The following is a 22,956-nucleotide window of genomic DNA, read 5'->3' as shown; positions in this document are numbered from 1 at the left end:
CGTCCGGGGGCCCCATTACTGTGGTGGGGCACCACGGTCAAGGGAGTGAAGGTATGGATCACAGCGGTCACGGCATGGACATGCACATGGACTTGCCGCCCTTCACCCTCGGCCGGGGTCTGGAGTTCTCCTTCGACGCCTTCTTCCTGTTCGGATGCCTGGCGGGTCTCGCCCTGTACGGCTGGGGCGTGTTCCGGCTGCGCGCCCGCGGGGACGCCTGGCCGCTCGGCCGGACGGCCTCCTTCGTCCTCGGCGTCCTGAGCGTCGCGCTCGTGATGTGCACCAAGCTGAACGACTACGGCATGGTCATGTTCAGCGTGCACATGGTCCAGCACATGGTGATCAGCATGGTGGCGCCGATCCTGCTGCTGCTCGGCGCCCCGGTGACGCTGGCCCTGCGCGCCCTGCCGCCGGCCGGCCGCGGCCGGCGCGGCCCGCGCGAACTGCTGCTGGCGCTGCTGCACAGCCGGTACATGAAGGTGATCACCCATCCGGCGTTCACCATCCCGATGTTCATCGCCAGCCTCTACGCGCTCTACTTCACTCCGCTGTTCGACTCCCTGATGGGGTCGAAGACCGGGCACATCGCGATGATGCTCCACTTCCTCGCCGTCGGCCTGGTCTTCTTCTGGCCGATCATGGGCGTGGACCCGGGCCCCCACCGGCCCGGTTACGTGATGCGGATGCTGGAGCTGTTCGCGGGGATGCCCTTCCACGCCTTCTTCGGCATCGCGCTGATGATGGCGAGCGAGCCGATGACCGGCACCTACTCCTCGCCGCCGGCCTCGCTCGGCATCGACGCCCTCGACGACCAGCAGTGGGCCGGCGGCATCGCCTGGGCCTTCAGCGAGATCCCCTCGGTGCTGGTGCTGATCGCGCTCGTCTACCAGTGGTACCACTCGGAGCAGCGGGCGGCGAAGCGTGCCGACCGGGCCGCGGACCGGGACGGCGACAAGGAGCTGGAGGCTTACAACGCCTATCTGGCCTCGTTGCAGGCGCGCGGCCAGTAGCGCGGTAGGGCGTTTTGGCGCCACCATGGGGCATGACCGGATCCGTCAAGGCAATGGCGGTGGTGACCTTCGCCACGCTCGTGGTCGTCGCCGCGTACTCGGTGGCCCTCGGCAGTAACGGCTGGCTCTGGTTCGGCTGGCTCGTCCTCGGAATGATCACCGTCGGCATGGCGGCCTCGCGCGGCACCTGACCGCGTCCCGGTGAACCTCCGGTCCCGTTGAACCCGCTGCGACACCGTACGTACCAGGGGTGACGGGACCGGCAGCGGGTGCGTCACACTGACCTTCCCGCCAGGTGAAGGGAAGCGACCCGGTGTTCTACCAGTTGCTCAAGCACGTTCTGCTCGGGCCGCTGCTGCGGCTGCTGTTCCGGCCCAGGATCGAAGGGCTGGAGAACATCCCGGAGGAGGGCGCGGCGATCGTCGCCGGGAACCACCTGTCCTTCTCCGACCACTTCCTGATGCCCGCGATCCTGAAGCGGCGGATCACCTTCCTCGCCAAGGCCGAGTACTTCACCGGCAAGGGCCCCAAGGGCCGGCTCACCGCCGCCTTCTTCCGCAGCGCCGGACAGATCCCGGTGGACCGCTCCGGGAAGGAGGCCGGGCAGGCGGCGATCCGCGAGGGGCTCGGCGTCCTCGCCAAGGGGGAGCTGCTGGGCATCTACCCGGAGGGCACCCGCTCCCATGACGGACGGCTCTACAAGGGCAAGGTGGGGGTCGCGGCGATGGCCCTGGGCGCCGGCGTGCCGGTGATCCCCTGTGCGATGGTCGGCACCTTCGAACTCCAGCCGCCGGGAAAGGTGGTCCCCCGCTTCGGCCGCCGGGTGACCATCCGCTTCGGCCGCCCGCTGGACTTCTCCCGGTACGCCGGCATGGAGGGCGAGAAGGCCGTGCTGCGGGCGATCACCGACGAGATCATGTACGCGGTCCTGGGCCTGTCCGGGCAGGAGTACGTCGACCGCTACGCGGGTGAGGTCAAGGCCGAGCAGGAGGAAGCGCGGAGGAAGGCCCGCCGGCGTACGCCGTGAGCCCTCCCCCGCGCCCGGTTGCCCGCCCGCGTGGTTACCGGCGGACGCCCGGCAGGTCCGCGAGCTCCGGCAGGGCCAGCGCGGTCTGCGCGGCCTTGCCCGTGGCGGTCGGGGCGACCGGCTCCGCGTGCGGGGCGCAGGTCACGTCGGCCGCGTCCACCTTGCCGGTGAGCAGGTAGCTGTCGACCCGCTCGTTGACGCAGGGGTTCTTCAGGCCGGTGACGCCGTGCGAGCCGGCGCCCTTCTCGGTGATCAGGCGGGAGCCCGCCAGCCGGCGGTGCAGCTCCACGGCGCCGTCGTACGGGGTGGCGGCGTCGCGCTCGGACTGGACGATCAGGACCGGGGCGATGCGCTTGGCGCCGACCGCGATGGGGCTGCTCTGCTTGGCCTTCCAGGTGGCGCAGGGCAGGTTCATCCAGGCGTTGGCCCAGGTCATGAACGGGTAGTTCTTGTGCAGGCGGGTGTTGTCCCGGTCCCAGCGCTGCCAGCTGGTGGGCCACTTGGCGTCGGCGCACTCGACGGCGGTGTAGACCGCGTTGCCGTTCTCGGAGGCGATGTTGCCCGCGGTGTCGGTCATGTCGGGGGCGGCGGCGTCCACGAGGGCCTGGGTGTCACCGGCGACGTACGCGCTCCAGGTCTGGGCGACGGGCACCCAGGAGGAGTCGTAGTACGGGGCGCTCTGGAAGAAGGAGATCAGCTCGGCCGGGCCGACCTTCCCACCGAGCGGGTTGGCCTTGGCGGTGGCGCGGAGCTTCTGCCACTGGGCCTCGACCTTGGCGGGGGTGTCGCCGAGGTGGAAGGTGGCGTCGTTCTTGGCGACCCACGCCTTCCAGTCGTTCCAGCGCATCTCGAAGGCGACGTCCTGGTCCAGGTTGGCCTGGTACCAGATCTGCTCCTGCTTCGGGTTCACGACGCTATCGACGATCATGCGGCGGACGTGGCCCGGGAAGAGGGTCGCGTAGACGCCGCCGATGTAGGTGCCGTAGGACACGCCGAGGAAGTTGAGCTTCTTCTCACCGAGCGCGGCGCGGACGACGTCGAGGTCGCGGGCGGTGTTCGGGGTCGTCATGTGCGGCAGCATCCAGCCGCTGCGCTCCTTGCAGCCGTCCGCGTACTCGGCGGCGAGCTTGCGCTGGGCGCGCTTGTCGGCCTCGGAGCCGGGCACCGGGTCGGCCTTGGGGGCCTTGACGAACTCCTGCGGGTCGATGCAGGAGATCGGCGTGGAGTGGCCGACGCCGCGCGGGTCGAAGCCGACGAAGTCGTACGCCTTGGAGGCGTTGGCCCACAGCGGGTTCTTGGTGGTGACGCGGCGCGGGAAGCGCATGCCGGAGCCGCCGGGGCCGCCCGGGTTGTAGACGAGGGCGCCCTGGCGCTCCTGCTTGGTGCCGGTGTTGCCGATCCGGTCGACGGCGATCTCGATCTGCTTGCCGAAGGGCTTGGCGTAGTCGAGCGGCACCTTGACGAAGCCGCACTGGATCGGCTTCTCCAGGCCCCAGTCGGCCGGACAGTCCTTCCAGTCGATGCCGACGCGGGTCGCGCGCGCCGCGGCGATCTGCACACCGACGGACTCCGGAACGCCGTACGAGCGGCCTTCCGCGGCCGCGGCGGAGGCCGGCGGGGCGAGCATCAGGCCGGCCGCGAGCGCGCCGACGGTGAAGGTGGCGGCGCTCCCCAGCGCCGCGTTGCGTATCACGTGGTGGTTCCCCCTGCATCAGGTGTGCCGCGCGTGGCGGCTCGGTCACATGCAGGGAGATCTTTCCTGCCGGGTAACCTCCGGCGACAGATCCCGGACGGGTTCTTTGCCAAGCCGATAACCGGAGTTGCGTGTACCGGAGAGCGGTACACAATCGGACTCCGTTCCTCCGCAGGGCACTTGGGCGGCATCCCTCCGGTGCCCCCAGGTGCCCGCGGCGGTCCGCCCGGTTCACCGGGCGTAGGTACGGCTCGCCTCGTCGAGCAACTCCCGCACGCGCAGGGCGTCCTGGGCGATGGCGCTGATCAGGACCGCCGGTCCGGCGAGCGGGGTGACGGCGGCGAGTTCGCCGAGCGGGCCGCCCGTCGGCGGGTCCTTCTCGAACCGCGGGTCCACCACCAGCAGCTGGCCCACCGCACGGCATCCGGCGAGGACGGCCGGCCCGTCCCAGCCGTCGGGTGCGCCGGGCCCGCAGGACAGCTCCTGGTCCAGCAGCGGGCGCCCGGCCCGGAGGACGGTCAGCCGGCTGCGGAGCAGTCCGGGGGCCTCGCCGAACCGGCCGAGCACCTGCTCCTCGCGCATCAGCAGCCGGGCACCGGGGGCGAGTTCGGCCCGGGTGCGCACCCGTAGGTCGCTGCCGCGGACGGAAACCAGCGGTTCGGGCAGCCAGCGCACCGCGGCGCCGTCCGCCAGGCTCAGGTGGACGTCGTACCGGGCGGGTTCGCCGTGCGGTCCGGGCAGCGCGAGGGTGGCGGCCACCGAGCCGACGGCCAGCCGGGCTCCCGGCCCGGCGGTGGCCCGGACGGTGAGGTGGTCGCCGCCGAGCGGCGCGCTCATGGCGCCGACCAGCATCACCCCGGCCTCGGGACCGGTGCCGCGGGTACGGCGCGGGGCGAGCGGGCCCTCTCCGGCCAGGACGGGCAGGGCGGTGCCGCCCCGGCCGTCGGCCTCGGCGACGATCCGGGCGGTGGCGCGCAGCCCGGTGCGCGGACGCCCGGCGACCGTGCTCAACGGGACACCCAGGCGCCGACCTGCTCGCGCACCCAGCGGGCGACCGGGGCCACGCCCTCCGGGCCGCGCAGGGACTGGAACACGACGGGCAGGTCGGCCCGCTGCGCGGCGGCGTCCCGGGCCATCCGGTCCAGGTCGGAGCCGACGTGCGGGGCGAGGTCGGTCTTGTTGACGATCAGCAGGTCGGCGGTGGTGACGCCGGGGCCGCCCTTGCGCGGGATGTCGTCGCCGCCGGCCACGTCGATGACGAAGATCTGGGCGTCGACCAGGCCCCGGGAGAAGGTCGCGGTGAGGTTGTCGCCGCCGGACTCGACGAGGACCAGGTCGAGCGGGCCGTGTTCCCGGAAGGATTCCTCCAGCTCCTCCACGGCCTCCAGGTTGGCGGAGATGTCGTCGCGGATGGCGGTGTGCGGGCAGGCCCCGGTCTCGACGGCGGTGATCCGCTCGGGCGGCAGGACCGCCTCGCGGAGCAGGAACTCGGCGTCCTCCCGGGTGTAGATGTCGTTGGTGACGACCGCCATGGAGTACTCGGCACGCAGCGCCCGGCAGAGCGCGGCGACGGTGGCGGTCTTGCCCGAGCCGACGGGCCCGCCCAGTCCGATGCGGAGGGCCCTCCGGGAGCCGTCGGCGCGCAGGTGGTCGGCGCTGTGGGTGTGCCGGTGCGGGTAGGTCTCGGCGTGGTCCAGGTGCATGGCGGACTCCTCGCGGGGTTCGGGGGCGGCGGTCAGGGGCCGGGGGAATGGGTGAGGCGGATGTGGTGTGGGACGTGGCGTCAGATGTGGCATCAGGAGGCGAACAGACGCACCGGCCAGGCCGCGTGGACCTCCGCGCCGATCTCCAGCAGCGGCGAGGAGGCGGCCGGCAGGGCGTCCGTGCCGTGCAGCCCGGCCCGGCGGGCGTACTCCTCGGCCCGCCCGGCCACCGTGTCGAGCTCGGGGGCGAGCCGGGCCAGTACCCCGCTCGCCTGGAACGGGTCCAGGCCGAGCAGCCGTACGGTGGCGGTGGCCGGGCCGCCGATGCTCTCGTACCCGGCTGCGTACGCGGCGTCCGCCGGCCCGAGCCCGGCGGCGCGGGCGGTGAGCCCGAGCACGACGGGCTGGTGCGCGCCGCGCGGGAAGGCGGCGGCCAGGTCGTCGAGCTCGGGCGCGGGCCAGGTCGCACGGGCGGCCCGGAGCAGCTGCCGGCCCAGCCTGCGCGCGGCGGCGCGCAGGGCGGGCGAGGGGGTGCGGGCGTCGGCGGCGGCGTCGAGTTCGCCCGGGTCCAGGCCGCTCGCCGCGGCCGCGGCGAGCGCGGCCGCGACCAGTCCGGCGGTGTGCAGCCGGCCCCGGCAGAACTCCTCCAGGGTGGCGGCGTCGCGGATCCGGCCGGCCTTGACGGCGGCCTCGGCCCCGCCCGAATGGGCGTGCCCGCCGGCCGGGAAACGTCCGTCGGCGAGCACGAGCAGGGCGGCGCGGCTCATCAGAAGAGGAAGTAGCGCTGGGCCATGGGGAGTTCGGCCGCGGGCGCGGGTTCCACGGCCTCCCCGTCGATGGTGACGGTGAAGCTGTCGGGGTCGACCTCCACCCGGGGCATGGCGTCGTTGAGGCGCATGTCCGCCTTGGTGACCTTGCGGGTGGACTCCATGGCGACGAACTCCTTGCCCAGGCCCAGCCGTTCGGGCAGGTGGTCGTCGAGTGCCGCCTGCGCGGTGAAGTTCACCGAGTTCTGCGCTGGAGCGCGGCCGTGACTGCCGAACATGGGGCGCGGGAGCATGGGTTGCGGGGTGGGGATGGAGGCGTTGGCGTCGCCCATCTGCGCGTAGGCGATCTGTCCGCCCTTGATGACCATCAGCGGTTTCACCCCGAAGAAGGCCGGGTCCCAGAGGACCAGGTCGGCGAGCTTGCCGGTCTCCACCGAGCCGATCTCGCGGGCCAGCCCCTGGGCGACGGCCGGGTTGATCGTGTACTTGGCGACGTAGCGGCGGGCCCGGTGGTTGTCGGCGGGACCGTCGCCGGGCAGGGCGCCGCGCCGCTTCTTCATCACGTGGGCGGTCTGCCAGGTGCGCATGATGACCTCGCCGACCCGGCCCATGGCCTGGGAGTCGGAGGAGATGATCGAGATGGCACCGAGGTCGTGCAGGACGTCCTCGGCCGCGATGGTGGAGGGCCGGATCCGCGACTCGGCGAAGGCGAGGTCCTCGGGGACGGCCGGGTTGAGGTGATGGCAGACCATGAGCATGTCGAGGTGTTCCTCGACGGTGTTGAGGGTGTGCGGGCGGGTGGGGTTGGTGGAGCTGGGCAGCACGTGCGGCTCGCCGACCACGGTGATGATGTCGGGGGCGTGCCCGCCGCCCGCGCCCTCGGTGTGGTACGCGTGGATGGTCCGGCCCCCGATGGCGGCGAGGGTGTCGTCCACGAAACCGGCCTCGTTGAGGGTGTCGGTGTGGATGGCGACCTGGGCTCCGGTCTCCTCGCAGACGCCCAGACAGGCGTCGATGGCGGCGGGGGTCGCCCCCCAGTCCTCGTGGATCTTGAACCCGAGGGCGCCGCCGCGCAGCTGGGAGTGCATGGCCTCGCGGGAGGTGGTGTTGCCCTTGCCGAGGAGGCCGATGTTGACGGGGTGGGCCTCCAGGGCCGCGAACATCCGGGCGAGGTGCCAGGGGCCTGGGGTGATGGTGGTGGCCTTGGTGCCCTCGGCGGGGCCGGTGCCGCCGCCGACCAGGGTGGTGATCCCGGAGGCGAGGGCGGTGTCGAGGACGGTCGGGGAGATGAAGTGGACGTGGGCGTCGATGGCGCCCGCGGTGACGATCTTCCCGTTGCCGGAGATGATCTCGGTCTCCGGGCCGATCACCAGTGGTGGCTCCACCCCGTCCATCGTGTCCGGGTTGCCCGCCTTGCCGATGCCGGTGATACGGCCGTCCCGGAGGGCGATGTCCGCCTTGACGATGCCCCAGTGGTCGAGGACCACGACCCCGGTGATGACCGTGTCGGGCGCCCCCTCCGCCCGTGTGGTGCGGGCCTGGCCCATGGATTCCCGGATCACCTTGCCACCGCCGAACACGGCCTCGTCGCCGGCCCGGCCGGGCCCGCCGGAGAGGTCCTGCTCGATCTCGATCAGCAGGTCGGTGTCGGCGAGCCGGATCCGGTCACCGGCGGTGGGGCCGAAGAGGTCGGCGTACGCCTCGCGGGTGAGTTCAGCCATCGATCGGCCCTCCGGTCTCGCCGCGCAGTCCGGGTACGGTGCGCAGGCCGGCCAGCGGCACCAGTTCCACGGCGGCCGGGATGCCCGGCTCGAAGCGGACGGCGGTGCCGGCGGCGATGTTGAGGCGGAGGCCGCGGGCGGCGGCCCGGTCGAACTCGAGGCCCGGGTTGGCCTCGGCGAAGTGGTAGTGGGAGCCGACCTGGACGGGCCGGTCCGCGGCGTTGAGGACGGTGATGCGGGTGACCGGGCGGCCCTCGTTGAGGGTGACCGGGCCGTCTCCGTAGTGGATCTCGCCGGGAATCATGCGACTGTTCTCCCCGCGCTCAGACGATCGGATGGTGGACGGTGACGAGCTTCGTCCCGTCGGGGAACGTCGCTTCGACCTGGACGTCGCGGATCAACTCGGGAATCCCCTCCATGACCTCGGCGCGGCCGAGTACGGTCCGGCCGGAGGCCATCAGCTCCGCCACCGTCCGCCCGTCCCGGGCGCCTTCGAGCACATGGCTCGTGATCAGGGCGATGGCTTCGGGGTGGTTGAGGAGCACCCCGCGCGCCCTGCGCTTCTCGGCGACGTCGGCCGCCACGTGGATGAGCAGTCTTTCCTGCTCATGAGGTGTCAACTGCACTCTGAATCACCCAGTTCCGTCAACATGATCGATTGCGCGCCGTGCGGGACGTTAGCCGCCTTCAACACCTTGTTGACCTGCGCATTTCCATACCGGAGCAACTCCTTGCCGAAGTGGGGAAACCCTTTCCACGCCAACTACCCGCGCTTTACCGCCCCATGGGCCGTTACAGACCGACCGGTACGTCCATGCCACGCTAGGCCGCGTGCTTTTCCGATGCGTTAACCCACGTTTCGGGTGGCGACCGGGTTCAGCGCGGGACCCCGCACGCGAGGACGCCCCGTATACGGACCACGGCACTTAGGGACGGCCGTGATTGCGGACCGTACACAGTGCGGGACGCCCAGTCACGCGACACCCTCGCCCGTTCGGAGTAGCGGGGGAACGGCTCGGCCGCAGAGCCGACTTACCCCGGCCGCCGGCCGGGGATGGACGCAACGGCGCTGGTCGGAGGCGGGTTTGGTGACCCTGACCCGGCCTCCGGGAAGGCGAAACACCGTAAGGGCTAAATAAGTGATGTAACTCACATCGCGTCTAATCAACGCTCAAATCGGGCATTTCGTACGCCAGGATCCCGGACGACAGCCCGCCATCCAGGCGGGCCGGTGAGAAGGGTCCTGATGTCCGCGCTGAAGAACGCCTTCCCGTCCGTGATGACCTGTGCCGGCCTCACCGCCGCACTGACCCTGACGCTCGCCGGTGCCGCCCCGGAGGCCCAGGCGGCGACGCACGCCGCACAGGCCTTCGCGGTCGCCGCTTCCCAGCAGGGCGCGCCCTACCGGTGGGGCGGCACCGGGCCGAACGGATTCGACTGCTCGGGACTGACCCAGTACTCGTACAAACGGGTCGGCAAGCACCTGCCGCGCACGGCGGCCCAGCAGTACAACCGGACCTCGCGGATAGGGGGACGTTCCCCGCAGCGGGGCGATCTGGTGTTCTTCCTGGCCGGTCAGAGGGTCTACCACGTGGGGATGTACGCGGGCGGCGGGCGGATCCTGCACGCGCCCAAGCCGGGGACCAGGGTCCGGCTGGAGAAGATCTGGACCGGCAGCGTGCGGTACGGGCGGGTGCGGTGAGACACCGGGTGCTCCGGGCGGGCAGGATGCTCCGGGCGTACCGGGGGCTCCGCGTGTACCGAGGGCTCGGGGGTCGCACGGGAGCTCAGCGGGGCTGCGGCTCGGCTGTGGCTCCGGCCGTCCACGGCAGCGCGATCCAGACCGTCTTCCCGCCCTCCGCCGTCGGCGTGACCGACAGCCTGCCACCCGATTCGGCGGCCAGCCATCGGATGATCACCATCCCCCGCCCGTTGTCCTGCTGGACGGCGGCCGGAAGCCTTCTGGGCCAGCGCGGATGACTGTCGGTCACGCCGACCCGCAGCAGTTCGTCGCACTCCAGGCGGATGTCCACGGTGAAGGTGGGCGACTTGCCGAAGGTGTGCTGGACGGCGTTGGTGGCGAGCTCGGAGACGATCAGCCGGACGGTGTCCGCCGTGGCATCCTCGTCCGGCAGGCCCCATTCGCCGAGCACGTCCGCGACATAGCGGCGGGCGACCGACACCGAGGCGGGATCGCTCGGCAGGGTGACGGATGCTTCCTGGTGGTCTGCCATGGCGCGCTGTCCCTTTCCCACCGAGGCGATACGCCCCGGATCTGTACTTCGCGCCAGACTGCCACTCTTCACCCGGCCGGTGCGGCCGTTCCCCCGGGATATGCATATATCTGTCGCTCAAAGCGGTGAACTCTGCTACGAGAGACCGTATTTGAAAGGCAGACTGGTGCGATCTGTGCCGGTGGAAGGAGGCGGGTATGCAGCACGGTCCCGCGGTGCGCCGGCGCAAGCTCGGCGAGGAACTGCGAGCGTTGCGCGACCGGTCCGGGCTCACCAGCGGTGAGGCCGCCCGGATCGTGGGCTGGCACCAGTCGAAAATCAGCCGGATCGAGACGGGCCGCAGTGGCGTGAAACCGGAGGACGTCCGGCTGCTGCTGGACGCCTACGGAGGGGTGGGCGCCCAGGAGCGGGCGCTGCTGGAGGCGCTGTCGGTCTCGGCGGCCGGTCCGGCAGCCGGCGAGGACACCGGACGGGGGCGCCAGTGGTGGCACGACTACCGGGGCCTGCTGCCCCAGGAGTACCGGGACTTCATCAGTCTGGAGGCGGGCGCCCGGTCCGCCCGCACGGTGGAGCTCTCGGTGGTCCCGGGGCTGCTGCAGACATCGGCCTACGCCAGGGCGGTCACCCGGGCCGCGCTGGGCGGACTTCCGGAACCGAAGGTGGACGCGCTGGTCGACGTACGGCTGGCCCGGCAGGCCGTGCTGCGGGCGGATCCGCCGCTGGAACTCGACGCGGTCCTCGACGAGGCCGTGCTGCGGCGGCAGATCGGCGGGCCGGAGGTGATGGCGGAGCAGCTGCGGCACCTGGTGGAGGTGGCGGCCCTGCCCCATGTCCGGCTCCAGGTACTGCCGTTCAGCGTAGGGGGGCATCTCGGCCTGACCGGACCGTTCGTCATTTTCTCATTTCCGAACATCGCCGATCTGGATGTGGTCGTACTCGACCATTTGACGAGTAGCCTCTATCTGGAGCGGAAGGAAGACCTTGAGGCGTACGGCGCCGCGTTCCGCACCATCCAGGCGCACGCCCTCCCGCCCCAGGACTCGTCGGAACTGATCAGCGAGATCGCCGCGAGCGTGCTCGCTGACGGCGCGTAAGGAGGCACCCCCGTGTCCGCAACCCCCTCCAGCACCAGCGGACTTCTGAACAGAGCAGTGTGGCGCAAGAGCAGCCGCAGCACCGGAATGAACAACTGCGTGGAAGCCGCCGTCCTCGACGGCGGCCTGCTGGCCGTCCGTGACTCCAAGCGGACGGACGGCCCGGCCGTGCTCTTCACCGGGCCGGCCTGGCACGGCTTCCTCTCCTCGGTACGGGCGGACGTCCGCTAGACACGGACACCGGCGCGGCCGCGGGCCCGGCTTGCTCCGGAAGACGCGGCCTAGCGGGTCGCCGCTCCCTCCGGAGCGGTCCGCAGGATCGTCTCCACGGCCCGGGAGATCTCGTCCCCCGTGAGATCGGCCCGGGCGGTCAGCCGGAGCCGGGAGATGCCGTCCGGAACGGACGGCGGGCGGAAGCACCCCACGGACACTCCTGCCCCTCGGCAGTCGGCGGCCCAGCGCAGTGCCGCCGACGGCGACGGGGCCCGTACCGACACCACGGCAGCGTCCGGCCGGGCCGCGGTCAGGCCGGACGCGGTCAGCCGCCCGTACAGCTCGGCGGCCACTTCCCCGGCCCGCCCGGCGCGTTCCGGCTCCCGGGCCAGCAGCCGCAGGCTCGCCAGCGCGGCGCCGGCGGCGGCCGGCGCGAGGCCGGTGTCGAAGATGAAGGTCCGGGCCGTGTTGACCAGGTGGCGGATCACCCGCTCCGGCCCGAGCACCGCCCCGCCCTGGCTCCCCAGGGACTTCGAGAGGGTCATCGTGGCGACCACACCGGGCGCCCCGGCCAGCCCGGCCGCGTGCAGCGCGCCCCGGCCGCCCTCGCCCAGCACGCCCAGCCCGTGCGCGTCGTCCACGACCAGGGCCGCCCCCTCCGCCCGGCAGGCCGCGGCGTACCCCGCCAGCGGCGCCGCGTCCCCGTCCACCGAGAACACCGAGTCGCTGACGAACAGGGCCCGGGTGCCGGGCTGACGGGTGGCCAGGGTCTTGCGCACGGTCTCCGGATCCGAGTGCGGGACCACCGCGGTCTCGGCGCGGGAGAGCCGGCAGGCGTCCACGATCGACGCGTGGTTGCCGGCGTCGGAGACCACCAGGGTGCCCCGTCCGCTGAGCGCGGTGACGGCGGCGAGGTTGGCGGCGTACCCGGAGGACAGCACGAGGGCGGCCTCGAAGCCGCAGAAGGCGGCGAGCTCGCGCTCCAGCTCGGCGTGGAGTTCGGTGGTACCGGTGACCAGGCGGGATCCGGTGGCGCCGGCCCCCCAGCGCTCGGCCGCCTCCCGCGCCCCGCGGACCGTCTCGGGGTGCCGGGACAGGCCCAGGTAGTCGTTGCTCGCCAGGTCCAGCAGGTCCGACGCGGCGGGGCGGGGGCGCAGGGTGCGCTCCAGTCCGGCCCGCTCCCGGGCCAGCGCCTCGTCGTCGATCCAGGCGAACACGTCCATATGCCGGTCCTCGCATCGTGTTTTGTCGGCTGTCCACAGGCCATCCCCGACCCTAGCCGCCCGCGACCGGTGTGGTTGGTGTGGTGATACACACACTCCCTTCCAGCCATCTTGGATGGTTCCTCCTTGGCCGGGATGGGTGGTGTGGGACAGGATCGCCCTCATGGACCTGCTGAACACCCTGGTGGAAAAGGGACTGCGGCGTGAGCTGCCGACCCGCGAAGAAGCGCTCGCCGTGCTGGCGACCTCCGACGACGACCTGCTCGACGTGGTGGCCGCGGCCGGAAAGGTGCGCCGCCGGTGGTTCGGCCGCCGGGTCAAGCTGAACTATCTGGTCAACCTGAAGTCGGGCCTGTGCCCGGAGGACTGCTCGTACTGCTCCCAGCGCCTGGGTTCCAAGGCCGAGATCCTGAAGTACACCTGGCTGAAGCCGGAGGAGGCGTCCCAGGCCGCTGCGGCCGGGGTGGCCGGCGGGGCGAAGCGGGTCTGCCTGGTGGCCAGCGGCCGCGGTCCGACGGACCGGGACGTGGACCGCGTCGGCAAGACCATCGCGGCCATCAAGGAGCAGAACGAGGGCGTCGAGGTCTGCGCGTGCCTCGGCCTGCTCTCGGACGGCCAGGCGGAGAAGCTGCGGGACGCGGGCGCCGACGCGTACAACCACAACCTGAACACCTCCGAGTCCACGTACGGTGCGATCACCAAGACGCACACCTACGCGGACCGCGTGGACACCGTGCAGAAGGCGCACGCGGCGGGCCTGTCGGCCTGCTCCGGTCTGATCGCGGGTATGGGCGAAAGCGATGAGGACCTGGTCGACGTGGTCTACTCGCTGCGCGAGCTGGACTCGGACTCCGTGCCGGTCAACTTCCTGATCCCCTTCGAGGGCACCCCCCTGGCCAAGGAGTGGAACCTCACCCCGCAGCGCTGCCTGCGGATCCTGGCGATGGTCCGCTTCGTCTGCCCCGATGTCGAGGTCCGCATCGCCGGCGGCCGCGAGGTGCACCTGCGCTCGATGCAGCCGCTCGCGCTGCACATCGCCAACTCGATCTTCCTCGGCGACTACCTCACCAGTGAGGGCCAGGCCGGCCAGGCCGACCTCGACATGATCGCGGACGCCGGTTTCGAGGTGGAGGGCGCCGGTACGACGACCCTGCCCGCGCACCGCGCCGACGTGGCGGCCGCCCGGGCGGGCGGCGGCTGCGGATCGCACGGGGCCGGTGCCTCCGTGTGCGGCCCGGCCGCCGACGGTTCGGCCGGCGCGGGCTGCGGTTCGGGCTGCGGGGGCTGCGGCTCCCACGCGCCGGCCGCCGAGACCGCTGCCGAGCCGGTGCCGGCCGAGGTGCCGGCCGAGGCGGCGGCGCCCGCCGCGGAGGCGGCCGAAGCCCCCGCGCAGGCCGCGCCCGGAGAGGTGCGTCCCGAGCTGGTGGCGGTGCGCCGCCGCGGGGCCGGGACGGAGCTCGCCCCCAATGCCTGACCTGCACCGGGTGCTGCCGGTCGAGGAGCTGATCGCCCTCGACCGGCAGCACGTCTGGCATCCCTACGGGCCCATGCCGGGACGGCAGGAGCCGCTGGTCGTCGCCTCCGCCTCGGGGGTCCGGCTGCGGCTGGCCGCCCCGGCGGAGGGGCGGGACGAGCTGGTCGACGGCATGTCCTCGTGGTGGTCGGCGATCCACGGCTACAACCACCCGGTGCTCAACGATGCCGTGACCGGCCAGCTGGGCCGGATGTCGCACGTCATGTTCGGCGGGCTCACCCACGAGCCCGCCGTGCGGCTGGCCGCGAAGCTGGTCGAGCTGACCCCGGCGGGACTGGAGCACGTGTTCCTGTCCGACTCGGGCTCGGTGGCGGTCGAGGTCGCGGTCAAGATGTGCCTGCAGTACTGGCGCTCGGTGGGCCGGACCGGCAAGACCCGGCTGATGACCTGGCGCGGCGGCTACCACGGGGACACCTGGCAGCCGATGGCCGTCTGCGACCCCGAGGGCGGCATGCACGAACTGTGGTCGGGACACCTGCCGAAGCAGGTGTTCGCCGACGCCCCGCCCGGGGACTTCGACACGCCGGTGGACCCGGCGTACGCCGACCACCTGCGCACGCTGGTCGCCGCGCACGCGCACGAGCTGGCCGCGGTGATCGTGGAGCCGGTGGTGCAGGGCGCGGGCGGCATGCGCTTCCACAACCCGGCCCACCTGCGGGTGCTGCGCGACCTGTGCGACGAGTACGACGTACTGCTGGTCCTCGACGAGATCGCGACCGGGTTCGGGCGGACGGGCGCGCTGTTCGCCGCCGACCACGCGGGCATCACGCCGGACGTGATGTGCCTGGGCAAGTCGCTGACCGGCGGCTACCTGAGCATGGCCGCGACCCTGTGCACGGAGCGGGTGGCGGACGGGATCTCCCAGGGCGAGGTGCCGGTGCTGGCGCACGGCCCGACCTTCATGGGCAACCCGCTGGCCTCGGCGGTGGCTCTTGCCTCGATCGACCTGCTGCTCGGCCAGGACTGGGCGCAGGAGGTCAAGCGGATCGAGGCCGGGCTCCGGGAGGGGCTGGCGGAGGCCTCGGCGGTGCCGGGGGTGAAGGACGTACGGGTGCTGGGCGCGATCGGCGTGGTCCAGCTCGACCACCCGGTGGACATGGCCGCGGCGACCGCGGCGGCGGTCCGGGAGGGCGTGTGGCTGCGCCCGTTCCGCGACCTGATCTACACGATGCCGCCGTTCGTGACCGGGGACGCGGACGTGGCGCGGATCTGCCGTGCGGTGTGCGCGGCGGCACGGGAGGGCTGAGATGGGCGAGGTCGTGGTGGTGTCCGGGACGGGCACCGAGATCGGGAAGACCGTGGTGACCGCGGCGGTAGCCGCCGTGGCGGTGGCGGCGGGCCGGTCGGTGGCGGTACTCAAGCCCGCGCAGACCGGAGTCGGTCCGGAGGAGCCCGGCGACGCCGCGGAGGTCGTGCGGCTGGCCGGGCCGGAGGTGACGACCGCCGAACTGGTGCGCTATCCCGAGCCTTTGGCGCCGTCCGCGGCGGCGCGCCGGTCCGGGCTGGCGACGGTGTCGCCGGAGCGGGTCGCGGAGGCCGCGGAGAAGCTGGCCGCCTCGCACGACCTGGTGCTGGTCGAGGGTGCGGGCGGGCTGCTGGTGCGGTTCGACGACGCGGGGCACACGCTGGCGGACGCGGCCCGGCTGCTCGGCGCTCCGGTGCTCGTGGTGGCCCCTTCGGGGCTCGGGACGCTCAACTCGACGGCGCTGACGGCCGAGGCGCTGCGCGCCCGGTCGCTGCGCTCCCCCGGCGTGGTGGTGGGCAGCTGGCCGGCCGAGCCGGACCTGGCCTCGCGGTGCAACCTGGCGGACCTGCCCGCGGTGTCGGGGCTGCCGCTGCTGGGGGCGGTGCCGCAGGGTGCGGGGGCGCTCGCCCCGGCGGAGTTCCGCGCCGCGGCGGCCGGCTGGCTGGATCCGGTCCTGGGCGGCGCCTGGCCGGCCGGCGAGTTCCTGGCACGCTGGTCGGCCTGACGCAGGCCTGACACCGGGTGGGGGCAGGCCCGCCGGTCGGCCCGACGTCGGCCCGGGGTGTTCTCCCGGTGGGGTCCGGGGAAGACTTGCGGTAGGTGAAGTTCCGCTGCGAGGAGGTCCACCATGCCGTTGCGCCCGGAACGGCCGCTTCCCCCGGACACCGTCCACCACCCTCTGTTCGCCCGGTTCTACGCCCGCCTGAGCGTGCAGGCCGACGCGCGCGGCGGGGTCGCCGCGCTCCGCGAGGAGCTGCTGGCGGGGCTGTCCGGCCGGGTCATCGAGATCGGCGCGGGCAACGGCCTGAACTTCGCCCACTACCCGCGCGCGGTCTCCGAGGTCGTGGCCGTCGAACCGGAGCGGAGCCTGCGCGGGCTGGCCCGTACGGCCGCGCTGCGCGCGGAGGTCCCGGTGGACGTGGTCCCGGGGGCCGCCGAGGCCCTGCCCGTGAAGAGCGAGGCGTTCGACGGGGCCGTGGCCTCGCTCGTGCTGTGCAGCGTACGGGATCTGCCGCGCTCGCTCGCCGAGTTGCGGCGGGTGCTGCGGCCCGGGGCCGAACTGCGCTTCTTCGAGCACGGGTTGGCCCCGGGGCCGGGGATGGCGTCGGTGCAGCGCGCCCTGGACCGGACGGTGTGGCCCCGCCTGTTCGGCGGCTGCCACACCTCGCGGGATCCGGTGGCGGCGATCGAGGCCGCCGGCTTCCGGATCACCGGACAGCGGTCCTTCCGGCTCCCCGAGCGGGGTCCCGCGCTGCCCACGTCGTACTGCGTGATCGGCTCGGCCCGGCGCCCCTTCGACGACGTGTAGCCACGGCCGCCCGCCGGGCCGGACAGCGCGTCGCCGCTCAGGGCCTCCAGCGCGGGGCGTCGTCGTCCGGGACCTGCGGACTGCCGAAGTGGAAGGGCACGGAGAGGCGGGTGGCCAGTGCCCGGCCGGCCCGCTCGGCGGCGGCGGCGGCCACCGGGCCGAACGGCGCGGGTTCCCCGTCCCCCAGGTACCGTACGGCCGTGCCCTGGTGGATCACGGCCAGCGCGTGCTCCCCGTCGGGGTCGCCGGTGACGGCCAGCAGGTTGACGAACCAGTCGTGCACGGTGTCGCCGTCCCACACCGCCTCGATCGCCACCACGCGGCCGTGGCAGCCCGAGGCCCGGGCGGCCAGGGAGTCCACGTCGAGCGGGCTGTCGGGGGTACGGGCGATCCGGTCACCGTGGTGGAGGTACCGGTCGTGGACCACGTACTGGGCATCGGTCAGCCCCAGGCCCTGTCCCCGGCCGGCCTCCCAGACGACGCGCACCGCCTGGAACCTGGCGTCCTGGAGGACGTATCCGTCGACCTGTGCGCGGATGCCGACGGGCAGCACCGCCCACCAGTCGGCCGGGGTCATACCGGTCATGCCGTTCGTGCTCCTTTCGTATTCCTTCGTCGGAAGTGTGGGAGGCGGACCACCGCGCTTCAGGCACCGAACGGCTTGACCCAGCGGCGCCAGTGGTCTTCGCGGTGGTAGCCCGCCGCGGCCCAGGCCTGGTGGGCGCGTTCGTTGGCCTCCAGCACCATCGCGTCGCCGCGGCGGCCGCCGACCGCGAGGAAGCGCTGTTCGGCGGCGTCGAGCAGGCGGGTGGCGATGCCCCGGCGGCGGTGCGAGGGGAGGACGGCCAGGCGGTAGAGCGAGCAGCGCCAGCCGTCGTAGCCGGCGATGACCGATCCGACGATCCGGCCGTCCGCCTCGGCCAGGATCAGGGCCCTGGGGTCCCGGGTGACGAGTGCGGTCACTCCGGCCACGTCGTCCGTGATGGACGTGCCCTCGGCGGCTTCCTTCCAGAAGGCGAGGACGTTCTCGGCGTCGGCCGGCACGGCGGCCCGGAGCTGCGGTTCGATCATGGTCGGCAGCCAAGCACGCGGGGGACCGGGCCCGCCACCGGATTCCGCCCCACGAGACCCCCCGAGACCCCCCGCGAGGGCCTCGCGGCACGTCCCGCCGCGCGTTCCGCCGCGCGTCCCGCCGACTCCTGGTTGATCATGGGATGGAGGTGGACCGATGACCGAAGTGCTTCTGCTGATCGTGGCGCTGCTGCTCTGCCTGGCCTGCGGTGTCTTCGTCGCGGCCGAGTTCTCGCTGACCACCGTCGAGCGCAGCGAGCTCGAACGGGCGGCCGAAAGGGGTGAGCGGGGTGCGGAGAGCGCCCTGTCGGCCGTCCGGAGCCTGACCTTCCAGCTGTCCGGGGCCCAGCTCGGCATCACCGTCACCGGCCTGATCATCGGCATGATCGCCAAACCGTCGATCGCGGCCCTGCTCCAGGGCCCGTTCGAGGCGATCGGGCTGTCCCCGGCCGTGGCCTCCTCCACCGCCCTGGTGCTCGGCACGGCCGTGTCGACGGTGGTGCTGATGGTGGTCGGCGAGCTGGTGCCGAAGAACTGGGCGATCTCCTCCCCGCTGGCGGTGGCCAAGCGGGTGGCGACCATGCAGCGGGTGTTCAGCGGCGCCTTCCGGCCGCTGATCGGCCACCTGAACACCACGGCCAACCACATGGTGCGCCGGTTCGGTCTGGAGCCGGCCGAGGAGCTGGCCTCCGCCCGGACCCCCCAGGAGCTGGTGGCGCTGGCCCGGCACTCCGCGAAGGAGGGGGCGCTGGAGAAGGACACCGCGGAGTTGTTCGTGCGCACCCTGAACCTCGCCGACCTGACCGCGGAGAACGTGATGACCCCGCGGGTCCAGGTCACCGCGCTGGACGTGCAGACCACGGCGGAGGACGTGGCGAACGCGACGATGGCCACCGGCCTGTCCCGCTACCCGGTGTACCGGGGCAGCCTGGACTCGGTGGTCGGCACCGTCCACATCAAGGACGTCCTGGCCCTGCCGGCCGCCGAGCGGCACGGTTACCCGGTGTCCCGGCTGCTCCGCGAGCCGCTCCTGGTGCCGGAGTCGCTGACCGTGGACCGGCTGCTGGACCGGCTGTCGGGCAGGCAGACGATGGCCGTGGTCATCGACGAGTACGGCGGCACCGCGGGGGTGGTCACCCTGGAGGACATCGTCGAGGAGGTCGTCGGCGAGGTGCGGGACGAGCACGACCCGCACGAGACCCCGGACCTGGCCCCGGCCGGCGCGGACACGGACGGGCGGCGGCTGTACGCGGCGGACGGCGCGGCCCGCACCGACCAGCTGGCGCGGATCGGCCTGCGGGTACCGGACGGGCCGTACGAGACCCTGGCCGGGCTGATAGCGACGGAGCTCGGGCGCATCCCGGCCTCAGGCGACAGCCTGGAGCTCGACGGGTGGCGCATCGAGGTGGTGGACGCCACCGGGCGGCGGGCGGCGCGGGTGCTGCTGCACGAGCCGGTGGAGCGCGCCGAGGGGCGGGAGGGGTCCCGATGACCGTGGTCCAGCTGCTGATCGGCCTGGCGACGCTGGTCGTCAACGCCTTCTTCGTCGGAGCGGAGTTCGCGATGATCTCGGTCCGGCGGAGCCAGATCGAGCCGTACGCGGAGCGCGGCGACCGGCGGGGCGGCAGTGTGCTGTGGGGCCTGGAGCACGTGTCCGCGCTGATGGCGGCGGCCCAGCTGGGCATCACCCTGTGCACGCTGGTGCTGGGCGTGGTGGCCGAGCCCGCCATCGCCCACCTGCTGAGCCCGCTGCTGGACCTCCTCGGGGTGCCGCACGGGCTGACCCACGCCATCTCCTTCGTGGTGGCGCTGTCCCTGGCGACCTACCTGCACATGCTCTTCGGGGAGATGGTGCCGAAGAACGTGGCCCTGGCCGAGCCGGTGCGGACGGCGCTGGCGCTGGGGCCGCCATTGGTGGCGCTGACCCGGGCGCTGCGGCCGGTGATCTTCGCGGTGAACGCCTTCGCCAACGTACTGCTGCGGCTGCTGCGCGTGGAGACCAAGGGCGAGGTCTCGGCCACCTTCTCGGACGACGAGCTGGCGCGGATCGTCCGGGACTCCAGCGAGGCGGGGCTGATCGACGACCGGGCCAGCGAGCGGCTGCACGACGCGCTGGAGCTGGGACGCCGGCCGGTCACGGACGTGGTGCTGCCGGCGGACGAGGTGGTCCAGGCCCGGCAGGGGATCACCCCCGGGGAGCTGGAGCGGCTCTCCGCGAGCTCCGGGTACTCGCGGTTCCCGGTGGTCGACGAGCAGCGGATGATCCTCGGATACCTGCACGTCAAGGACGCCCTGGACGCGCCGTCGCGGGAGGAGCCGTTCCCGGAGTCGGCCGTGCGGCCGATCGCCCGGATCCGTGCGGACACCCCGCTGGACGACGTGCTGACCGCGATGCGGCGGACCAGTACGCACCTTGCGGCGGTGCTGGACGCGGACGGGGCGATGGCCGGGCTGGTGACGATGGAGGACGTGCTGCGCGAGCTGTTCGGCAAGACTTCCTGACCGCACCGCATACGGACCGACCGCGCGGTAACATCGCTCCGCCATGGAGATGAATGCGCCATACACCAGTTTCGTCGCGCTCGGCGACTCCTTCACCGAGGGCATGTCCGACGAGCTGCCCGACGGCTCCTACCGGGGCTGGGCGGACCTGCTCGCCGCCCGCCTGGCGGCCCGCGAACCGGGCTTCCGCTACGCGAACCTCGCGGTGCGCGGCAAGCTCATCGGGCAGATCGTCGAGGAGCAGGTGGAACCGGCAGCCGCCATGCGGGCCGACGTGGTCACCCTGGTCGGCGGGCTCAACGACACGCTGCGTCCCCGGGTGGACATGGGCCGGGTCCGCGGCCATCTGGAGGAGGCTGTGGAGCGGCTGGCCCCGACCTGCCGGAAGCTGGTGCTCATGCGCTCCCCCGGCCGCAACGGACCGGTGATGGAACGCTTCCGCCCGCGCATGGAGGAGCTCTTCGGGATCCTCGAGGAGCTCGCGGCCCGGCACGGCGCCGTGGTGGCCGACCTGTACGGGGCGCCCGTGCTCGCCGATCCCCGGCTGTGGGCCGTGGACCGGCTGCACCTGACGGCCGAGGGCCACCGCCGGGTGGCCGAGGCGGTCTGGCAGACCCTGGGCCTGCCCCCGGCCGAGGACTGGCGGACGGAACTCCCTCCCGTACGGCCCGCCCGGTGGACGGACAGGCGAACCGATGACCTACGCTTCGCCCGGCAGCACCTTCTGCCGTGGGTCGGCCGCCGGCTGACCGGCCGCTCCTCCGGGGACGGCCGTCCCGCCAAGCGACCCGAGCTGCTCCCGTACTCGTAGCAACCCACAACCTGAGACAGGGCCCGGACCTGCGTAAACGCACAGTCCGGCGGCGGCTAGAATCCCTATCCGTGACTGCCAAGCCCCGCATCCCCAATGTCCTGGCCGGCCGCTACGCTTCCCCGGAGCTCGCCGTCCTGTGGTCCCCCGAGTACAAGGTGACCCTGGAGCGGCGGCTCTGGCTCGCCGTGCTCCGCGCCCAGAAGGACCTCGGCATCGAGGTCCCGGACGCCGCCCTGGCCGACTACGAGCGCGTCCTGGAGCAGGTCGACCTCGCCTCCATCGCCGAGCGCGAGAAGGTCACCCGCCACGACGTCAAGGCCCGCATCGAGGAGTTCAACGCCCTCGCCGGCCACGAGCACGTCCACAAGGGAATGACCTCCCGGGACCTCACCGAGAACGTCGAGCAGCTCCAGATCCGGCTCTCCCTGGAACTGGCGCGGAACCGCACGGTCGCCGTGCTGTCCCGGCTGGGCAAGCTGTCCGGCGAGTACGCCGAGCTGGTCATGGCGGGCCGCTCGCACAACGTGGCGGCGCAGGCCACCACCCTGGGCAAGCGCTTCGCGACCGCCGCCGACGAGCTGCTGGTCGCCTACGGCCGCCTGGAGGACCTGCTCGGCCGTTACCCGCTGCGCGGGATCAAGGGCCCGGTCGGCACCTCCCAGGACATGCTGGACCTGCTCGGCGGGGACACCGCCAAGCTGGCCGAGCTGGAGCAGCGGATCGCCGGCCACCTCGGCTTCGCACACGCCTTCACCTCGGTCGGCCAGGTCTACCCCCGCTCGCTGGACTACGACGTGGTCACCGCCCTGGTGCAGCTGGCCGCCGCCCCGTCCTCGGTCGCCAAGACCATCCGGCTCATGGCCGGGCACGAGCTCGTCACCGAGGGCTTCAAGCCCGGCCAGGTCGGCTCCTCCGCGATGCCGCACAAGATGAACACCCGCTCCTGCGAGCGTGTGAACGGCCTGATGGTCATCCTGCGCGGCTACGCCTCGATGACCGCCGAGCTGGCCGGCGACCAGTGGAACGAGGGCGACGTGTCCTGCTCCGTGGTCCGCCGGGTGGCCCTGCCGGACGCGTTCTTCGCCTTCGACGGCCTGCTCGAGACCTTCCTGACGGTGCTCGACGAGTTCGGCGCCTTCCCCGCCGTGGTCGCCCGCGAGCTGGACCGCTACCTGCCGTTCCTGGCCACCACCAAGGTGCTGATGGGTGCCGTGCGCGCCGGTGTGGGCCGCGAGGTCGCGCACGAGGTCATCAAGGAGCACGCAGTGGCCTCCGCCCTCGCCATGCGCGAGCAGGGCGCGGAGCGCAACGAGCTGCTGGACAAGCTGGCCGCCGACGAGCGGATCCCGCTGGACCGCGCCGCGCTCGACGCCCTGATGGCCGACAAGCTGTCCTTCACGGGAGCGGCGGGCGACCAGGTGGCCGTGGTGGTCTCCCGCATCGAGGAGATCGCCAAGCAGCACCCGGAGGCCGCCGGGTACACGCCGGGGTCGATCCTCTGACCCCCGACGAGCTGAACGCCGCCCGTGACCGCGTCCTCCCGGACGTGGTCGCGGGCGGTCTGCGTGTGCTGTTC

General features: G+C 72.6%; 25 protein-coding genes. 14 read left to right on the top strand and 11 right to left on the bottom strand.

Annotation, left to right across the window (positions count from 1 at the left end; all coding sequences use genetic code 11):
* Window positions 1-53 precede the first annotated feature (53 nt).
* From ACGFQ9_RS13415 to ACGFQ9_RS13405, 3 genes are all read left to right on the top strand, one after another.
* Complete coding sequence (locus tag ACGFQ9_RS13415; protein ID WP_393573886.1) at window positions 54-1,010, top strand: cytochrome c oxidase assembly protein; 957 nt, start codon at window positions 54-56, stop codon at window positions 1,008-1,010.
* Between the two features lie 32 nt (window positions 1,011-1,042).
* Window positions 1,043-1,201, top strand: coding sequence for a hypothetical protein (locus tag ACGFQ9_RS13410; protein ID WP_393573885.1), 159 nt, complete (start codon window positions 1,043-1,045; stop codon window positions 1,199-1,201).
* A 122-nt stretch (window positions 1,202-1,323) separates the two neighbouring features.
* Window positions 1,324-2,037: a lysophospholipid acyltransferase family protein gene (locus tag ACGFQ9_RS13405; RefSeq protein WP_393574289.1), complete on the top strand. Its 714-nt coding sequence runs from the start codon at window positions 1,324-1,326 to the stop codon at window positions 2,035-2,037.
* Between the two features lie 34 nt (window positions 2,038-2,071).
* On the opposite strand, the gene ACGFQ9_RS13400 is transcribed toward ACGFQ9_RS13405, so the two are convergent.
* The 7 genes from ACGFQ9_RS13400 to ACGFQ9_RS13370 all read right to left on the bottom strand — a co-directional run bounded on the left by ACGFQ9_RS13400 (window position 2,072) and on the right by ACGFQ9_RS13370 (window position 8,547).
* Window positions 2,072-3,664 carry an alpha/beta hydrolase gene (locus tag ACGFQ9_RS13400; protein WP_393574288.1) on the bottom strand — a complete coding sequence of 531 codons (1,593 nt, stop codon included), beginning with the start codon at window positions 3,662-3,664 and terminating at the stop codon, window positions 2,072-2,074.
* Window positions 3,665-3,961: 297 nt separating this feature from the next.
* Window positions 3,962-4,741: an urease accessory protein UreD gene (locus tag ACGFQ9_RS13395; protein WP_393573884.1), complete on the bottom strand. Its 780-nt coding sequence runs from the start codon at window positions 4,739-4,741 to the stop codon at window positions 3,962-3,964.
* Window positions 4,738-5,433, bottom strand: a complete 696-nt coding sequence (gene ureG / locus ACGFQ9_RS13390) for an urease accessory protein UreG (RefSeq protein WP_393573883.1) — start codon at window positions 5,431-5,433, stop codon at window positions 4,738-4,740. The genes ACGFQ9_RS13395 and ureG overlap by 4 nt, the downstream gene beginning before the upstream one ends.
* Window positions 5,434-5,525: 92 nt before the next feature.
* Window positions 5,526-6,200: an urease accessory protein UreF gene (locus tag ACGFQ9_RS13385; protein WP_393573882.1), complete on the bottom strand. Its 675-nt coding sequence runs from the start codon at window positions 6,198-6,200 to the stop codon at window positions 5,526-5,528.
* The gene (locus ACGFQ9_RS13380; protein ID WP_393573881.1) at window positions 6,200-7,921 is read right to left on the bottom strand and encodes an urease subunit alpha; all 1,722 of its coding nucleotides are present in this window, start codon (window positions 7,919-7,921) and stop codon (window positions 6,200-6,202) included. Before ACGFQ9_RS13380 ends, ACGFQ9_RS13385 begins: the two co-directional genes overlap by 1 nt.
* Entirely contained in the window at window positions 7,914-8,225 is a 312-nt protein-coding gene (locus tag ACGFQ9_RS13375) for an urease subunit beta (protein WP_393573880.1), read from the bottom strand. The genes ACGFQ9_RS13380 and ACGFQ9_RS13375 overlap by 8 nt, the downstream gene beginning before the upstream one ends.
* A 19-nt stretch (window positions 8,226-8,244) precedes the next feature.
* Complete coding sequence (locus tag ACGFQ9_RS13370; protein WP_393573879.1) at window positions 8,245-8,547, bottom strand: urease subunit gamma; 303 nt, start codon at window positions 8,545-8,547, stop codon at window positions 8,245-8,247.
* Window positions 8,548-9,167: 620 nt separating this feature from the next.
* Between ACGFQ9_RS13370 and ACGFQ9_RS13365 the strand changes: the two genes are divergently transcribed.
* Window positions 9,168-9,623 carry a C40 family peptidase gene (locus ACGFQ9_RS13365; protein WP_393573878.1) on the top strand — a complete coding sequence of 152 codons (456 nt, stop codon included), beginning with the start codon at window positions 9,168-9,170 and terminating at the stop codon, window positions 9,621-9,623.
* 85 nt (window positions 9,624-9,708) lie between these two features.
* Here ACGFQ9_RS13365 and ACGFQ9_RS13360 read toward each other — a convergent pair whose 3' ends face one another.
* Window positions 9,709-10,155: an ATP-binding protein gene (locus ACGFQ9_RS13360; protein ID WP_393573877.1), complete on the bottom strand. Its 447-nt coding sequence runs from the start codon at window positions 10,153-10,155 to the stop codon at window positions 9,709-9,711.
* A 197-nt stretch (window positions 10,156-10,352) separates the two neighbouring features.
* Between ACGFQ9_RS13360 and ACGFQ9_RS13355 the strand changes: the two genes are divergently transcribed.
* The gene (locus ACGFQ9_RS13355; RefSeq protein WP_393573876.1) at window positions 10,353-11,249 is read left to right on the top strand and encodes a helix-turn-helix domain-containing protein; all 897 of its coding nucleotides are present in this window, start codon (window positions 10,353-10,355) and stop codon (window positions 11,247-11,249) included.
* Window positions 11,250-11,261: 12 nt separating this feature from the next.
* Window positions 11,262-11,480, top strand: a complete 219-nt coding sequence (locus tag ACGFQ9_RS13350) for a DUF397 domain-containing protein (RefSeq protein WP_393573875.1) — start codon at window positions 11,262-11,264, stop codon at window positions 11,478-11,480.
* A 50-nt stretch (window positions 11,481-11,530) separates the two neighbouring features.
* Here ACGFQ9_RS13350 and ACGFQ9_RS13345 read toward each other — a convergent pair whose 3' ends face one another.
* Complete coding sequence (locus tag ACGFQ9_RS13345; RefSeq protein WP_393573874.1) at window positions 11,531-12,685, bottom strand: 8-amino-7-oxononanoate synthase; 1,155 nt, start codon at window positions 12,683-12,685, stop codon at window positions 11,531-11,533.
* Window positions 12,686-12,848: 163 nt separating this feature from the next.
* On the opposite strand from ACGFQ9_RS13345, the gene bioB reads away from it, so the two are divergent.
* The 4 genes from bioB (at window position 12,849) to ACGFQ9_RS13325 (ending at window position 16,993) form a co-directional block, all read left to right on the top strand.
* On the top strand, window positions 12,849-14,159 hold the full coding sequence (bioB, locus tag ACGFQ9_RS13340; protein WP_393573873.1) for a biotin synthase BioB: 1,311 nt from the start codon (window positions 12,849-12,851) through the stop codon (window positions 14,157-14,159).
* Entirely contained in the window at window positions 14,152-15,465 is a 1,314-nt protein-coding gene (locus ACGFQ9_RS13335) for an adenosylmethionine--8-amino-7-oxononanoate transaminase (protein WP_393573872.1), read from the top strand. The genes bioB and ACGFQ9_RS13335 overlap by 8 nt, the downstream gene beginning before the upstream one ends.
* Before the next feature lies 1 nt (window position 15,466).
* Window positions 15,467-16,189 carry a dethiobiotin synthase gene (bioD, locus tag ACGFQ9_RS13330; RefSeq protein ID WP_393573871.1) on the top strand — a complete coding sequence of 241 codons (723 nt, stop codon included), beginning with the start codon at window positions 15,467-15,469 and terminating at the stop codon, window positions 16,187-16,189.
* A 123-nt stretch (window positions 16,190-16,312) separates the two neighbouring features.
* A complete protein-coding gene (locus tag ACGFQ9_RS13325) occupies window positions 16,313-16,993 on the top strand; it encodes a class I SAM-dependent methyltransferase (protein WP_393573870.1) in 681 nt (226 codons plus the stop codon).
* Window positions 16,994-17,030: 37 nt separating this feature from the next.
* Here ACGFQ9_RS13325 and ACGFQ9_RS13320 read toward each other — a convergent pair whose 3' ends face one another.
* Window positions 17,031-17,579 (bottom strand): hypothetical protein, encoded by a 549-nt coding sequence (locus ACGFQ9_RS13320; protein WP_393573869.1) that lies wholly within the window; start codon window positions 17,577-17,579, stop codon window positions 17,031-17,033.
* Between the two features lie 59 nt (window positions 17,580-17,638).
* The gene (locus ACGFQ9_RS13315; protein ID WP_393573868.1) at window positions 17,639-18,064 is read right to left on the bottom strand and encodes a GNAT family N-acetyltransferase; all 426 of its coding nucleotides are present in this window, start codon (window positions 18,062-18,064) and stop codon (window positions 17,639-17,641) included.
* 157 nt (window positions 18,065-18,221) lie between these two features.
* Here ACGFQ9_RS13315 and ACGFQ9_RS13310 point away from each other — a divergent pair, with 157 nt between their 5' ends.
* From ACGFQ9_RS13310 to purB, 4 genes are all read left to right on the top strand, one after another.
* The gene (locus ACGFQ9_RS13310) at window positions 18,222-19,556 is read left to right on the top strand and encodes a hemolysin family protein (protein ID WP_393573867.1); all 1,335 of its coding nucleotides are present in this window, start codon (window positions 18,222-18,224) and stop codon (window positions 19,554-19,556) included.
* Window positions 19,553-20,566 (top strand): hemolysin family protein, encoded by a 1,014-nt coding sequence (locus tag ACGFQ9_RS13305; RefSeq protein WP_393573866.1) that lies wholly within the window; start codon window positions 19,553-19,555, stop codon window positions 20,564-20,566. Before ACGFQ9_RS13310 ends, ACGFQ9_RS13305 begins: the two co-directional genes overlap by 4 nt.
* Before the next feature lie 43 nt (window positions 20,567-20,609).
* On the top strand, window positions 20,610-21,377 hold the full coding sequence (locus tag ACGFQ9_RS13300) for an SGNH/GDSL hydrolase family protein (RefSeq protein WP_393573865.1): 768 nt from the start codon (window positions 20,610-20,612) through the stop codon (window positions 21,375-21,377).
* Between the two features lie 71 nt (window positions 21,378-21,448).
* Window positions 21,449-22,882 (top strand): adenylosuccinate lyase, encoded by a 1,434-nt coding sequence (purB, locus tag ACGFQ9_RS13295; protein ID WP_393573864.1) that lies wholly within the window; start codon window positions 21,449-21,451, stop codon window positions 22,880-22,882.
* Window positions 22,883-22,956 lie beyond the last annotated feature (74 nt).

It is taken from the genome of Streptomyces sp. NPDC048603 (assembly GCF_043199475.1).
Classification (GTDB): Bacteria; Actinomycetota; Actinomycetes; order Streptomycetales; family Streptomycetaceae; genus Streptomyces.
The sequence above is the reverse complement of the archived record's forward strand: the minus strand, read 5'-3'. Positions and strand labels throughout refer to the sequence as shown.

What these genes read in the sequence shown, in the direction of transcription:
- ACGFQ9_RS13415 (WP_393573886.1), top strand. Translation starts at nt 54, where the DNA reads ATGGATCACAGCGGTCACGGCATGGACATGCACATGGACTTGCCGCCC.
- ACGFQ9_RS13410 (WP_393573885.1), top strand. Translation starts at nt 1,043, where the DNA reads ATGACCGGATCCGTCAAGGCAATGGCGGTGGTGACCTTCGCCACGCTC.
- ACGFQ9_RS13400 (WP_393574288.1), bottom strand. Translation starts at nt 3,664, where the DNA reads ATGCTCGCCCCGCCGGCCTCCGCCGCGGCCGCGGAAGGCCGCTCGTAC.
- ureG (WP_393573883.1), bottom strand. Translation starts at nt 5,433, where the DNA reads ATGCACCTGGACCACGCCGAGACCTACCCGCACCGGCACACCCACAGC.
- ACGFQ9_RS13385 (WP_393573882.1), bottom strand. Translation starts at nt 6,200, where the DNA reads ATGAGCCGCGCCGCCCTGCTCGTGCTCGCCGACGGACGTTTCCCGGCC.
- ACGFQ9_RS13380 (WP_393573881.1), bottom strand. Translation starts at nt 7,921, where the DNA reads ATGGCTGAACTCACCCGCGAGGCGTACGCCGACCTCTTCGGCCCCACC.
- ACGFQ9_RS13375 (WP_393573880.1), bottom strand. Translation starts at nt 8,225, where the DNA reads ATGATTCCCGGCGAGATCCACTACGGAGACGGCCCGGTCACCCTCAAC.
- ACGFQ9_RS13365 (WP_393573878.1), top strand. Translation starts at nt 9,168, where the DNA reads ATGTCCGCGCTGAAGAACGCCTTCCCGTCCGTGATGACCTGTGCCGGC.
- ACGFQ9_RS13360 (WP_393573877.1), bottom strand. Translation starts at nt 10,155, where the DNA reads ATGGCAGACCACCAGGAAGCATCCGTCACCCTGCCGAGCGATCCCGCC.
- ACGFQ9_RS13355 (WP_393573876.1), top strand. Translation starts at nt 10,353, where the DNA reads ATGCAGCACGGTCCCGCGGTGCGCCGGCGCAAGCTCGGCGAGGAACTG.
- ACGFQ9_RS13345 (WP_393573874.1), bottom strand. Translation starts at nt 12,685, where the DNA reads ATGGACGTGTTCGCCTGGATCGACGACGAGGCGCTGGCCCGGGAGCGG.
- bioB (WP_393573873.1), top strand. Translation starts at nt 12,849, where the DNA reads ATGGACCTGCTGAACACCCTGGTGGAAAAGGGACTGCGGCGTGAGCTG.
- ACGFQ9_RS13335 (WP_393573872.1), top strand. Translation starts at nt 14,152, where the DNA reads ATGCCTGACCTGCACCGGGTGCTGCCGGTCGAGGAGCTGATCGCCCTC.
- bioD (WP_393573871.1), top strand. Translation starts at nt 15,467, where the DNA reads ATGGGCGAGGTCGTGGTGGTGTCCGGGACGGGCACCGAGATCGGGAAG.
- ACGFQ9_RS13325 (WP_393573870.1), top strand. Translation starts at nt 16,313, where the DNA reads ATGCCGTTGCGCCCGGAACGGCCGCTTCCCCCGGACACCGTCCACCAC.
- ACGFQ9_RS13320 (WP_393573869.1), bottom strand. Translation starts at nt 17,579, where the DNA reads ATGACCGGTATGACCCCGGCCGACTGGTGGGCGGTGCTGCCCGTCGGC.
- ACGFQ9_RS13315 (WP_393573868.1), bottom strand. Translation starts at nt 18,064, where the DNA reads ATGATCGAACCGCAGCTCCGGGCCGCCGTGCCGGCCGACGCCGAGAAC.
- ACGFQ9_RS13310 (WP_393573867.1), top strand. Translation starts at nt 18,222, where the DNA reads ATGACCGAAGTGCTTCTGCTGATCGTGGCGCTGCTGCTCTGCCTGGCC.
- ACGFQ9_RS13305 (WP_393573866.1), top strand. Translation starts at nt 19,553, where the DNA reads ATGACCGTGGTCCAGCTGCTGATCGGCCTGGCGACGCTGGTCGTCAAC.
- ACGFQ9_RS13300 (WP_393573865.1), top strand. Translation starts at nt 20,610, where the DNA reads ATGGAGATGAATGCGCCATACACCAGTTTCGTCGCGCTCGGCGACTCC.